The 12,401-nt window shown below is 64.7% G+C and carries 10 protein-coding genes and 1 rRNA gene; 6 read left to right on the plus strand and 5 right to left on the minus strand.

The genetic code is table 11. The features are described 5' to 3' along the window. Positions 1 to 168: 168 nt before the first annotated feature. Entirely contained in the window at positions 169 to 1,059 is an 891-nt protein-coding gene (locus J2805_RS23480; RefSeq protein ID WP_309980438.1) for a DsbA family protein, read from the minus strand. Between the two features lie 180 nt (positions 1,060 to 1,239). Between J2805_RS23480 and J2805_RS23485 the strand changes: the two genes are divergently transcribed. From J2805_RS23485 to J2805_RS23500, 4 genes are all read left to right on the plus strand, one after another. Beyond that, positions 1,240 to 2,742 (plus strand): alpha,alpha-trehalose-phosphate synthase (UDP-forming), encoded by a 1,503-nt coding sequence (locus J2805_RS23485; protein ID WP_309980439.1) that lies wholly within the window; start codon positions 1,240 to 1,242, stop codon positions 2,740 to 2,742. Beyond that, complete coding sequence (gene otsB, locus J2805_RS23490; protein WP_309980440.1) at positions 2,732 to 3,550, plus strand: trehalose-phosphatase; 819 nt, start codon at positions 2,732 to 2,734, stop codon at positions 3,548 to 3,550. Before J2805_RS23485 ends, otsB begins: the two co-directional genes overlap by 11 nt. Before the next feature lie 237 nt (positions 3,551 to 3,787). Then, positions 3,788 to 4,870, plus strand: a complete 1,083-nt coding sequence (locus J2805_RS23495) for an ABC transporter ATP-binding protein (protein WP_309980441.1) — start codon at positions 3,788 to 3,790, stop codon at positions 4,868 to 4,870. Between the two features lie 245 nt (positions 4,871 to 5,115). Further along, positions 5,116 to 6,531 carry a DUF4032 domain-containing protein gene (locus J2805_RS23500; protein ID WP_309980442.1) on the plus strand — a complete coding sequence of 472 codons (1,416 nt, stop codon included), beginning with the start codon at positions 5,116 to 5,118 and terminating at the stop codon, positions 6,529 to 6,531. Between the two features lie 79 nt (positions 6,532 to 6,610). Here J2805_RS23500 and J2805_RS23505 read toward each other — a convergent pair whose 3' ends face one another. Further along, positions 6,611 to 7,981 carry an FAD-binding oxidoreductase gene (locus J2805_RS23505; protein ID WP_309980443.1) on the minus strand — a complete coding sequence of 457 codons (1,371 nt, stop codon included), beginning with the start codon at positions 7,979 to 7,981 and terminating at the stop codon, positions 6,611 to 6,613. Positions 7,982 to 8,326: 345 nt separating this feature from the next. On the opposite strand from J2805_RS23505, the gene J2805_RS23510 reads away from it, so the two are divergent. Both J2805_RS23510 and J2805_RS23515 read left to right on the plus strand, forming a co-directional pair. Beyond that, positions 8,327 to 10,063, plus strand: coding sequence for a glycoside hydrolase family 13 protein (locus J2805_RS23510; protein WP_309980444.1), 1,737 nt, complete (start codon positions 8,327 to 8,329; stop codon positions 10,061 to 10,063). 47 nt (positions 10,064 to 10,110) lie between these two features. Then, positions 10,111 to 11,136: a LacI family DNA-binding transcriptional regulator gene (locus J2805_RS23515; RefSeq protein WP_309980445.1), complete on the plus strand. Its 1,026-nt coding sequence runs from the start codon at positions 10,111 to 10,113 to the stop codon at positions 11,134 to 11,136. Here J2805_RS23515 and J2805_RS23520 read toward each other — a convergent pair. The 3 genes from J2805_RS23520 to rrf all read right to left on the minus strand — a co-directional run. After that, on the minus strand, positions 11,133 to 11,699 hold the full coding sequence (locus tag J2805_RS23520; protein WP_309980446.1) for a GNAT family N-acetyltransferase: 567 nt from the start codon (positions 11,697 to 11,699) through the stop codon (positions 11,133 to 11,135). The genes J2805_RS23515 and J2805_RS23520 overlap by 4 nt on opposite strands. Positions 11,700 to 11,709: 10 nt before the next feature. After that, on the minus strand, positions 11,710 to 12,201 hold the full coding sequence (locus tag J2805_RS23525; RefSeq protein WP_309980447.1) for an SRPBCC family protein: 492 nt from the start codon (positions 12,199 to 12,201) through the stop codon (positions 11,710 to 11,712). Between the two features lie 106 nt (positions 12,202 to 12,307). Further along, positions 12,308 to 12,401, minus strand: a 5S ribosomal RNA gene (gene rrf, locus J2805_RS23530); the annotation flags it as partial.

Raw genomic sequence — 12,401 nt, forward strand, 5'->3', positions numbered from 1 at the left:
ACTTCTGCACCAGCCACCTTGTGCGGTGCTGGATACGGTATTAGATGCGGTGCTAGATAAGGTTAGCCCAAGGACGCCCCGAGGGTAAAAACGGCAGTGGCCCGGGTTCCGGATTGTTCCGGAACCCGGGCCACCGCATTGTACGGCTGGCGCCAGTTAACCCTTGGCCTAGCCCTTGGCGTCGATGGCGGCCTGGATGAACGGGATCAGGTCAGTGTTGGCGGAGTCGCCCTTGCCCCACTGCTTGCCGTCCACAAAGGCAGTCGGAGTACCGGTCACGCCGATGGCCGCAGCTTCCTGCGTGGCCACCTTCACGTACGGCCGGTATTTCTTCTCTTCCACACAGGCATCGATGCTCTTGGCGCCCACGTCGGTGGCCATCTTCTTCAGCTCATCGTCCGACAGGCCCGCTCCGCCTTCCGACGGCTGCTTGTCGAAGAGCGCGTTGACGAAGTCAGAGTACTTTTCCGGCGATTCGTTGACTACGCAGGCAGCGGCGTTGGCCGCGCGGGAGGAGTAGTTGGTTGTGGACTGCAGGTCCAGGAAGCCGAGCGGCCTGTACTCGAGCGAGATCTTGCCTTCGTTGCGGAGGCTGGTCAGCTGCTCGTTATAGGTGGTTTCGAACCGCTTGCAGACCGGGCAGATGAAGTCGATGTAGACGACCACCTTCACCGGCTTACCCGCTTCCGCCTCGGCACCGGGAGCAATCACCTCGGCGGGGGGCGTCTCCGGCTTGGCCGGAATGTCCTTCACGTTGACCGTGGCGGGATCAGACTTCACCACCTCGGAATTGGCCAGCAGCGTCACTCCGCCGTGGATGTTGCCGTTGGCCGGCGTGGGTCCTTCGTCCGCAACCGGAGCGTTATTCCGGATGTTGGAACTGACCACCAGGGCAACGATGGCGAGGATGGCCACCACGGCCACCACGATGCCCCAGCCGATGAGGAGCTTGTTGCGCTTGTCCTTCTTCAGCTGCGCCTCACGGATCTCACGGGCTTTCTCGCGGGCCTCGGCAGTGCGGTCTGCTTTGGACTTGCGGGGTTCGTTTGCGGCGCTCATCAGTTCCTCGTGTCGATCGGCCAGGTGCGGACCACGTCAGTGGCAACTTTTTCAGTTTAGGGGAGAAACCTGAGAGCTTGCGCTTTCAAGTTTCCGTCAGCCTGCCCAACGGATGAATAGCAGGGAAGATTCCGTCCGACTAGGGTTGACGTTGAGCTAATAGCAACCCAAGGGGCACCAATGCACACTACGCACCGTGAAAAACCCGACGCAAACGCTGACGAAAAGCCCGCTCCGGGCGACGGCCACGCTGAAGCCGCACTGTATGACTTCATGGTGGTGTCCAACCGGCTGCCGGTTGACCGCTGCGCACCTGACGACGGCGGCTGCGAGGACGGCTGGCGCCGGTCACCGGGAGGCCTCGTCACCGCGCTGGCTCCGATGATGACCAAAACAGACGGCGCCTGGGTGGGCTGGCACGGCGCCCCCGATGAAACCGTCCAACCCTTCAGCCATGGCGGCATGGACCTGGTCCCGGTGCAGCTGAGCACCGACGACGTCGAGCTTTTCTATGAAGGCTTCTCCAACGCCACGCTCTGGCCGCTTTACCACGATGTCATCGCGCCGCCGGAATTCCACCGCACTTGGTGGGACTCCTACCGGAAGGTCAACCGGCGGTTCGCGGACGCCGTCGTGCGGCATGCCGATCACGGAGCCACCGTCTGGGTCCAGGACTACCAGCTGCAGCTCGTTCCAAAGATGCTTCGAGAGGCACGCCCGGACCTGAAGATCGGGTTCTTCAACCACATCCCCTTCCCCCCGCCGGAAATCTTCGCCCAGCTCCCGTGGCGCCGGGCCATTATCGACGGCCTGCTCGGCGCCGACCTGGTGGGCTTCCAGCGCAGCAGTGATGCCGGCAACTTCATGCGTTCCGCCCGGCGCTTCCTGGGCGCGAGCGTCAAGCAGCAGCAGGTGCACGTCAAAGGTGCTGATGGCCAGACCACCCATATTGCCCGCGCCCAGGCGTTCCCGATCTCCATTGACGTCAAGCAGATCAGCGAACTGGCCCGCAACCCCGAAATCATCGAGCGCGCCCACCAGATCCGCCGGGACCTCGGCAACCCCAAAACCATCCTGCTCGGCGTGGACCGGCTCGATTACACCAAGGGCATCCGCCACCGGCTTAAGGCCTATGAGGAGCTGCTGGCGGACGGCAAGGTCACCGTGGAGGACGCGGCCCTCATCCAGGTGGCGAGCCCCAGCCGGGAGCGCGTGGAGCAGTACCGCCTCCTGCGTGAAGAGGTGGAAGGCACGGTGGGCCACATCAACGGCACCTACGACACCATGCAGAACACCGCGGTCCGGTACCTCCACCACAGCTACCCCATCGACGAAATGGTGGCCCTCTACCTGGCGGCCGACGTCATGCTGGTCACCGCCCTGCGGGACGGCATGAACCTTGTGGCCAAGGAGTACGTCACTGCCCGCACCAACAACGACGGCGCCCTGGTGCTCAGCGAATTCGCCGGAGCCGCGGACCAGCTTAAGCAGGCACTCCTCATGAACCCGCACGACATCGACGGGCTCAAGGACACCATCATGAAGGCCGTGGACATGCAGCCGGCCGAGGCCTCCCGGCGGATGCGGTCCATGCGCAAGCAGATCCTGGACCACGACGTCGATCACTGGTCAGCCGACTTCCTTGCAGCGCTCAAAGAGAAAGTGGTCCGCGATGACTCCTGATGCCGCTCCGGGCAAGACGCCCCTTACGCTTCAACCGGAACTCCTGGCCGCCCTGAAGGAGGTTGCCGCCACCGAGCACCTGCTCGTGGCCATGGATTTCGACGGAACGATTTCCCCGCTCGTGGACCACGCGGCGGATGCCCGCCCGCTCCCCCGCTCCGCCACCGCTTTTGCCGGCCTGGCCGTCCTCCCGCGTACGACGACGGCACTCATCTCGGGCCGGGCCCTCGCCAGCCTCCGGGCGGTCGCCTCGCCGCCACGGGAGACTCTCCTGATCGGCAGCCACGGGGCCGAAGCCTGGCTTGGGCCGGGGTCGTCCGAACTCACCCTGGACCCGGAACAGCTGACCCTGCTGGCCGAGGTCCGCCGCGTCCTTGAAGAGATCGTGGAGCAGGCCCCGGGAACGTTGCTGGAGGACAAACCGGCGGGCGTCGTACTCCACACCCGGCTGGCCGCCGACGACGTGGCGGAAGACGCCGTCGCCGCGGCCCGCGCTGTCCTGCAGGACCGCCCGGACGTGTACTTGAAGAACGGCAACCGCGTACTGGAGACATCCGTCGTTCACGCTTCCAAGGGTGAAGGCATGGCCTTCCTGCGTCAGGCCACCGGCGCAACGGCAGTAGTGTTCGCCGGTGACGACACCACTGATGAAGACGCGCTTGGACGGCTCTACCCGGGCGATGTAGGCGTGAAGGTAGGGCTGGACTTTACGCAGGCACAGTTCCGGGTGGAGGCTCCGGTGCACATCGCCGAGCTGCTTGAGACGCTGCTCAGGGAGCGTGCCCGCGCCGTGTCCGGTCCGGCCTAGGACCGCGCCCCCGGTTACGGATCTCACATGTGACCTCCGTAACATTTGCAACACAACGAATAAAATCTGACATACTCTTGCTTGTGATGTGGCGCACAAGAACCGTGCGGCGTCACGCGATACTCCTCGGCTTCGGCCGGGGAGTACACGGCTGAAAAACCGTGGACAACTGAATAAACATGAACCATTCACTACGGATCGTCCGGCACGTACCTGCCGGTGAAGGGATTGATAACTGTGGCAACAGTTACTTTTGATAACGCTACGCGTCTGTACCCGGGCACAGATAAGCCCGCCGTCGATAAGCTCAACATCGACATCGCCGATGGCGAATTCCTGGTCCTCGTTGGACCCTCAGGTTGCGGTAAGTCCACCTCGCTGCGCATGCTCGCCGGCCTGGAAGACGTCAACGCAGGCCGCATCCTCATTGGTGACCGCGATGTCACCGACGTTCCGCCGAAGGACCGCGACATCGCAATGGTCTTCCAGAACTACGCCCTGTACCCGCACATGACTGTTGCGGACAACATGGGCTTCGCGCTGAAGATCGCCGGCGTCAGCAAGGAAGAGCGCGCCGAGCGTGTCCGCGAAGCAGCAAAGCTTCTCGACCTTGAGCCGTACCTGGACCGCAAGCCGAAGGCACTCTCCGGCGGTCAGCGCCAGCGTGTTGCCATGGGCCGCGCCATCGTGCGTAACCCGCAGGTCTTCCTCATGGACGAGCCCCTCTCCAACCTTGATGCCAAGCTCCGCGTGCAGACCCGTACGCAGATCGCATCCCTGACCCGCCGCTTGGGCGTCACCACCGTTTACGTGACCCACGACCAGGTCGAGGCCATGACCATGGGCGACCGCGTAGCTGTGCTGAAGGACGGCCTGCTGATGCAGGTTGACACCCCGCGCAACCTCTACGACAAGCCCAAGAACGTCTTCGTCGCCGGCTTCATCGGCTCCCCCGCCATGAACCTGCTGGAACTCCCCGTCGTCGACGGCGGCGTCCAGTTCGGCGGAACGGTCTACCCGGTTCCCCGCGATGTCCTCGAAGAGGCACACGGCCAGACCGTTACGGTCGGCTCCCGCCCCGAAGACCTCGAGACCGCACCGCAGGGTGAGGGCCTCCAGGTTGAGGTTGACGTCGTCGAAGAACTCGGTGCTGACGCCTACGTTTACGGCCACACCACGCTCGACGGCAAGGATCACGACATCGTGGCACGCGTCGACGGCCGCAGGCCCCCGATGAAGGGCGAGTCCATCTGGGTACGTCCCCAGTCCGGCCACGTACACCTGTTCGACACCAAGACCGGCCTGCGCCTCGGCGACTAGTCCTCCCCACCGGCACCCTAACCTCGCTCCGCTTCGGCCAGGGAACCCTGCCGGCGTGGGCCCACCCACCGGCACCCTAACCTCGCTCCGCTTCGGCCAGGGAACCCTGCCGAAGCGGAGCGAGGTTAGCACCGCACGAACACGACGGCGGCCCCTCCTTACTGGACGGGCCGCCGTCGTGGTTTAAGCGCGGCTTCCCTGTCTTTGTTTAGGCACCCCGCCCCTACGTACGGAAGAATTGGCACATGACCGAGGAAAGCAACGCCCAATGGCACGACGAACCCACCGACTACGGCCAGATCGGCAAACTGCCTCGGTTTGAAGCGGCCAGCGCCAACGACGACAAGAGTTCCAGCGTCTCCAGCAACCTGAGCATCACTGCCGCCGCGGCTGATCCGGAACTCCTGGACCTGCCGTGGCACATCGCCCTGGAGGACTGGCCGGCTGAATACCTGGCCGCGCTCCCCCGCGGCATTTCCCGCCACATTGTGCGCTTCGCCCACCTTGGCGGCTCCGTGATTGCCATCAAGGAAACGTCAGAGCACGTGGCCCGCCACGAGTACCACATGCTCCGCAAGCTGGCGCGCCTGGACGTGCCCTGCGTTGAGCCCGTGGCCGTCATCACCGGCCGCACCACACCGGACGGCCGGCCGCTGAACCCGGTGCTGGTCACCCGCCACCTGAAATTCTCGATGCCCTACCGCGCGCTCTTTTCCCAGATGCTGCGCAAGGACACCCTCACCCGTTTGATCGACGCCCAGGCGCTGCTGATGGTGCGGCTGCACCTCATTGGTTTCTACTGGGGCGACGTCTCGCTCTCCAACACCCTCTTCCGCCGCGACGCCGGCGCTTTTGCCGCATACCTCGTCGATGCCGAGACGGGCGAGCTGTACCCCGACCTGTCCACCGGGCAGCGCGAGTACGATCTCGAGATCGCCCGGGTCAACATTGCCGGCGAGCTGATGGACCTGCTGGACGGAGGCCTCATCGAAGAGAAGGTGGACCCGGTCGCCACCAGCGAACTCATCATGGACAGCTACCGGCGGCTCTGGACAGAGCTCACGGAGAAGGAATCGTTCGAGATCGGCGAACGCTGGCGCGTGGCCGCCCGGATCCGGAAGCTCAACGAGCTCGGGTTCGACGTCGAGGAATACGCGATCAAGACCACCCAGAACGGCTCCACCATCCAGCTCCAGCCCAAGGTTGTGGATGCCGGTCACCACCAGCGTCGCCTGCTGCGGCTTACGGGCTTGGATGCCCAGGAGAACCAGGCCCGCCGCCTGCTCAACGACATGGACTCATTCCGGGCGGACAACAACCCGAAAATGGACGAGGAATACAGCGCCCACCTCTGGGTCAGCCAGATCTTCGAGCCCATTGTCCGCTCGATTCCGCGCGACCTCTCCGGCAAGCTCGAACCCGCGGAGGCCGTCCACGAAGTGCTGGAACACCGCTGGTACATGTCCGAAAAGCAGGAACGGCACATACCGCTGGCCGAAGCCGTACAGTCCTACATCGACTCCATCCTCCGGCACCGCCGGGACGAGGCAGCGATCATGCTCAACCCGGACACCGAGCTACTCAAAATCCTGGAAGTCGAGACCGAGCAGTCCCGGTACGGCGACGAGGACATCGACGAATACCCGGACGCCGACGACTAACCCCCAACTAGGTAGCAGTAGGTGTCGTTATGAGCACCCAAAACGACACCTACTGCTACCTGGTTGGGATGCCGCCGGCCTAGATCGCCTTTCCGGGGTTCAGGATGCCGGCCGGATCGAAAAGCGCCTTGATCCGGCGCTGCAGCTCACGCACTGGCTCGGACTGCTCCAGGCCCAGCCACCGCAGTTTGTACTGCCCGATCCCGTGTTCGCCGGTGATGGTGCCGCCCATCGCCAGGGCCACCGTGATGGACTTGTCCAGCGCGGCCCCCAGCCGCTGCATGGCTTCGGCGTCCACCTGGCTGTCCAGCCGGTCCACCCAGAACGTGGGGTGCAGGTTGCCGTCGCCTGCGTGCGCCACGACCTTGAGCTTCACGCCGTACTCCACGGCCATGGCTTCAAGTTCGCCGACGTAATCCACCAGCCGTGAACGCGGCACCGCCACGTCCTCCCCCACACGGTACTCGTCGTCCACTTCCACGCCGCGGCTGTTCCGCCGCAGGTCCACCAGCCGCTCGGCCTCGGCGCTGTCCTCGGTGGTCACCGTGGCACCGCTGCCGGCGAGAACCTGCCGGACCGCTTCAGCTTCGGCGGCTGCACCGAAACCGTCGGTCTGGATCAGCAGGAGCGAGGCCCCGCGAGCGCTCAGGTCCGAGCCGTGGATCTCGTCAAGCTGCACCAGCGAACCGCCGTCGAGCAGTTCCATGATGGCGGGCTGCACGCGCGCCTTACCTACCGCCAGTACGCCCGCCGCGGCGCTGCGGAAGTCGGGGTAGAACGCTGCGATGGTGTGCACTTCGCGGGGCAGGTACTTCAGCCGCACCGTTGCTCCCACGACAATTCCGAGCGTCCCTTCGGAGCCGACGAACAGCCCCGTAAGGTCATAGCCCGCAACGCCCTTGAACGTCTGGTGGCCGGTATGGATCAGGGATCCGTCGGCCAGCACCACGTCGAGGGCAAGCACCGAGTCGCGGGTGACGCCGTACTTCGCGCAGCGCAGTCCGCCGGCGTTGGTGGCCACATTGCCGCCGATGGTGGAAGTCCGGAAGCTCGCGGGGTCCGGCGCGTACATCAGGCCGTGGATGGCCGCGGCATCGTTGAGGTCGGCGTTGATCACGCCCGGTTCGACGACGGCGGTTTCGTCGTCCGGGTTCAGGCTGAGGATGCGGTTCATCCGTTCAAGGCTCAGCACAATGCAGCCCGCGCTGGCATGGGCGCCGCCGGAGACGCCCGTCCCGGCTCCGCGGGCAACAATGGGCACCTTATGCTTGGCGCAGGCGCTGACCACTGCCTGGACGTCTGCCGCAGTTTCGGCCCAGGCCACGGCCAGCGGCAGCTGAAAGTCGAGGACCGGAGCCTGGTCTTTCGCGTAGGCGGCGAGCGTCATTTCGTCCACGGCCAGTTTGCCGGGTTCCAGAATGGTTTTGAGCTCGTCAACAATGTTGCCCATGCGGCCTCCAGGTCCGTCGAATCAGGCCTTCAGTCTATTCCGCCGGGCACGCGTTCCCCCGCAGCAGCATCGGCAGCGCCCGGGCAGCCAGCAGCTGCAAACGCTTCCAAAGCATGCCGCCAGAACGGCAGTGGAAGCGCCACATTACTCTGCGGCAGGTGGAGAAGCAAGAGCATCTAGCAGGATCGGACGTGGCCTGCAATTGCGCGGTAGTGTGCCTGATTTCCGGATTCGAAAGCCAGAAACCTGCCAGAGCAGGACCATCGATTCGATAGCGGCAATGAGGTGTACGTCACAATTGGAAGCGTTTTCAGTTCTGCGGATATTCGTTCTACGATTACCGGCATGTCCGTTGACTCAATGATCGAAGCCCCCGCCGCAACGGCCGGGCCAGTGACCTTGGTACACGCCGCCGATGAGGCACCCGGGTGGTGGCGGTCCGCCGTCATCTACCAGGTCTATCCGCGGTCCTTCCGGGACCTCAACGGGGATGGGATCGGTGATCTCGCCGGCATCACCGCAGAGCTCCCTCAGCTGGCCCGACTGGATGTCGATGCCGTCTGGCTGTCGCCGTTCTACCGGTCCCCGCAGAAGGACGCCGGGTACGACGTCAGCGACTATTGCGATGTCGATCCGCTCTTTGGCTCCCTGGCCGACTTCGACGCCATGATGGCGCAAGCCACCCGCCTTGACCTGCGGGTGATTGTGGACCTCGTTCCCAATCACTGCTCGGATCAGCACGCTGCTTTCCAGAAGGCCCTCGCCGCGCCGGCCGGCAGCCGGGAACGTGACATGTTCATTTTCAGGGACGGCCGCGGCACCTTCGGTGAGGTTCCGCCCAACAACTGGCAGTCGCACTTTGGCGGCCCGGCGTGGACGCGCATTACCGAGCCGGACGGCACCGCCGGTCAGTGGTACCTGCACCTCTTCGACGCCTCGCAGCCCGATTTCAACTGGGACAACCGGGCGGTCCACGATGAATTCGAGCGGGTGCTTCGCTTCTGGCTGGACCGGGGCGTCGCCGGGTTCCGCGTGGACGTCGCGCATGCCCTGGTGAAGGCCCCCGGTTTGCCGGAGTGGGGCGGCCGGGCCGACGGCGGCAGCTCAGACGGGTACCCTGGCCACGAGGCACCGATGTTCGGCCAACCGGCTTTGCACGACATCTACCGTGAATGGCGCCGTATCCTCGCCGAGTACGGACCCGACCGCATCCTGTGCGCCGAAGCCAACGTGGATCCGCTGCCCCGATTGGCAGACTGGGTCCGTCCGGACGAAATGCACCAGGCGTTCAATTTTCCCTACCTGCATGCCGGCCTTGACGTTCGCCGCCTCCGCTGCGTCATCACGGATTCGCTGGTAGCCCTGGACGCCGTCGGCGCACCCAGCACCTGGGTGCTCTCCAACCACGACGTCGTCCGCCACGCCACGCGCTTCGGCTACAACGGCCCCACACCCCGCGACGGAGACGGGATCGGCATCTTTGACCATCAGCCCGACCTCGAGTTGGGCAGGACGCGAGCTGCGGCGGCATCCATGTTCATGCTCGGACTGCCGGGCGGGGCGTACCTCTATCAGGGCGAGGAGCTGGGTCTCCCGGACGGCATCGATATCCCGGACGACCAGCGCCAGGACCCCACGTTTGCGCGTACAGGCGGCGAACGGCTGGGCCGCGACGGCTGCCGGGTGCCCCTGCCGTGGCGCTCCGCCGAACTGTACGCCGGGTTCGGGTCAGGACAGGCTCCCTGGCTGCCGCAACCGGCTAGCTTCAGCGAACTGGCTCGGGATGCCCAGACGGAACAGCCGTCGTCGCACTTGAACCTCTACCGCCGGATGCTGGCGATGCGCCGGGACCTGGACCTGGGCCGGGGCTCACTGGCGTGGCTGGATGGCTGGTGCACCGACAGGTCGCTGGCCTTCCTCAACGGCAGCACCCTTGTGGTGATGAACGTGGGATGGGACTCCATGGACCTCCCGTCCGGTCGGGTGCTGTTGCGCAGCTCGCGGGCGGCAGAGGAAACACACGAAGGCGCCCATCGGCTAGGCTCGGGTGAGACGGTCTGGTTGTCCCTTTCTGCGGAGTGATCCTGCTGTCGTCGAGATTGGCAGCTGAGAACAACGGAGAACTGAACATGCCCGGCATCAAGGATGTAGCTGAGCGTGCGGGACTTTCCATCGCCACGGTGTCACGGGCGCTAAGCGGCAAAGGCAACGTATCAGCCCGCAGCCGCGAACGGGCACAGGCAGCGGCGGCCGAGCTCGGTTTCGTTCTGTCCTATCACGCCTCCAGCCTGGCCTCCGGCCGGAACCACAATGTTGGTGTAGTTGTCCCTTCCGTCCATCGGTGGTTCTTTTCCTCGGTGGTGGAAGGGGTCTCGGCCTCGTTGCTCGATGCCGGGTACGATCTGACGCTATACAACGTCAGCGAAAACCGCAGGCACAGCGTGTTGAATGACTTCCTGCTGCGAAAGCGCGTGGATGCGGTCATCGCGGTGTCGCTCGAACTCAGTGAAACCGAAATTCGACAGCTGCTGGCTATCCACCGCCCGATCGTGGGCATCGGCGGACCCCTGCCGGGTGCATCCACGATCCGGATCAACGACTCCGGCATTGCCGAGGACGCGACCAACCACCTCATCCACCTGGGACACTCCCGAATCGCACATTTGACCGGGGATGCTGCATACCAGCAGGATTTCCGGCTCCCGGGCACCCGCCAAGGCGGCTTTGAAAAGGCCATGGCGGCCGCCGGCCTGCCGGTCCGGCCGGAGTGGCAGGTCTCCGCGGACTTCACCGTCCAGGGAGCTTACGCCAGCGCCAGACGGCTGCTCGGCGGCAGCTCCGAACGCCCCACCGCCGTGTTCGCTGCTTCGGACGAGATGGCCATCGGTACCATCCTGGCGGCGCGCGACTTCGGGCTCCGGATCCCGTACGACCTTTCTGTCATAGGCATAGACGGCCACGAGCTTGGCGAGGTATTCGGGCTGACCACAATCGACCAGGACGCCCGAGGTCAAGGGGCTTTGGCGGTTCGGCTCCTGCTGGCAGGGCTTGGAGACGCTGCCGACGGTGGCTCAACGGATACCGAGTTCCCTACCAAATTCGTGGTCAGGTCGAGTACGTCCGTCCCGCCTCGCGATACGGTTCCCCTGCGCTAGGTGTCCGGGCCTGGTCGCTGCGGCTCCGCCGCCGCCAGCTCATACTCCATAATGATTTCCTTCTTGCTGACGTCGAGCGGGTATACCTCCCGGCGCCCGGTGTCACGGAACCCGTGGCGCATGTAGAAGCCCGCCGCCCGGGTGTTGTCCTCGTGGACTCCCAGCTGCAGCAGCCCTGCTCCCAGCTCTTCCGTGGCAGCCTTGAGCGATAGCCGTAGCAGCTCATCGGCAAGGCCGGTCCCCCGATGAGGCGCAGCCACATACACACTGATTAGCATGGCCTGAACTGGCCGGCTGGTCTCTTGGGGGTGCTTGAGCACCACGCGCATGAGGCCGCAGAAGGCCTTGGCCCCGGAGCCTTCCTCGTCCACGTCCTGCACGGCGACGTCTTCCTCGGCGACGAAGGTCACGCTGCCTGGAGCAGTCATCGCGATAGCGCGGTTCCGCCACTGCCCCGCCGTCTGAGCCTGGGCGGACTCCAAGGATTCCACAAAGGCCATGGGAGTGTCGGCGAGCATCTCAAGCCTCACCGCGCGTAGCGGCTCCCATTCCCCCTCAGCCATCCGCCGGACCCTAGCCAACTGCACCGCCCATAAAGCGAACGAAGCGGGCCAGGACGCCCGGCCACCCGGCATCGTATTGGGCGCGCGTCCGTGCCGGGTCCTCTGCGCCTTCCCAGCCGTCATGAACCAGACGGACCTCAGTCCCGCCCTCCACAGCCCTGAACGCGATCCGGAGTTCTGTGGACCACAACGCCGTGGTCCCCGGATACCAGCTGGCGTGGAAGGACATCGGGGGCTGCCAATCATCTATGGTTCCCCAGACGGCAGTCCGGCCGTCGTCCGCTGTTTCGAGTACCAGGTTCTCTTCAAATTCAACGTACGAGCCGGCTCCGAACACGCTCTGATCCTCGAGCGGCCACCAGAGGTGGGTGTGTTCTGTAAAGCCGATGAATGCCTTGGAAACTGAACCGGGCACCACCACCGTGTGAACTACAGCGTCCAGGGCGTCTGCGGGATCGGAGGCTTCGTCCGCAGGGGACGCGTGGCTGAAGAGGTTATCCATGGTCAACAACTTTACCCGGCTGCCTGCCCGCCCAGAACGGCAGTGAAATGGCCGTTAAATGACTCAGGCCCCGACAATCCTTGTCAGGGCCTGAGCTCTAATTTATGTCCGGCGGTGACCTACTCTCCCACACCCTCCCGGGTGCAGTACCATCGGCGCTGTGGGTCTTAGCTTCCGGGTTCGGAATGGGACCGGGCGTT

Source organism: Arthrobacter oryzae (assembly GCF_031454875.1).
Taxonomy (GTDB): domain Bacteria; phylum Actinomycetota; class Actinomycetes; order Actinomycetales; family Micrococcaceae; genus Arthrobacter; species Arthrobacter oryzae_D.

Bases quoted from the DNA above. Each gene is read 5' to 3' on its own strand.
- J2805_RS23480 (WP_309980438.1), bottom strand. From the start codon at position 1,059: ATGAGCGCCGCAAACGAACCCCGCAAGTCCAAAGCAGACCGCACTGCC.
- J2805_RS23525 (WP_309980447.1), bottom strand. From the start codon at position 12,201: ATGGATAACCTCTTCAGCCACGCGTCCCCTGCGGACGAAGCCTCCGAT.
- J2805_RS23505 (WP_309980443.1), bottom strand. From the start codon at position 7,981: ATGGGCAACATTGTTGACGAGCTCAAAACCATTCTGGAACCCGGCAAA.
- J2805_RS23515 (WP_309980445.1), top strand. From the start codon at position 10,111: ATGCCCGGCATCAAGGATGTAGCTGAGCGTGCGGGACTTTCCATCGCC.
- otsB (WP_309980440.1), top strand. From the start codon at position 2,732: ATGACTCCTGATGCCGCTCCGGGCAAGACGCCCCTTACGCTTCAACCG.
- J2805_RS23485 (WP_309980439.1), top strand. From the start codon at position 1,240: ATGCACACTACGCACCGTGAAAAACCCGACGCAAACGCTGACGAAAAG.
- J2805_RS23510 (WP_309980444.1), top strand. From the start codon at position 8,327: ATGTCCGTTGACTCAATGATCGAAGCCCCCGCCGCAACGGCCGGGCCA.
- J2805_RS23500 (WP_309980442.1), top strand. From the start codon at position 5,116: ATGACCGAGGAAAGCAACGCCCAATGGCACGACGAACCCACCGACTAC.
- J2805_RS23520 (WP_309980446.1), bottom strand. From the start codon at position 11,699: ATGGCTGAGGGGGAATGGGAGCCGCTACGCGCGGTGAGGCTTGAGATG.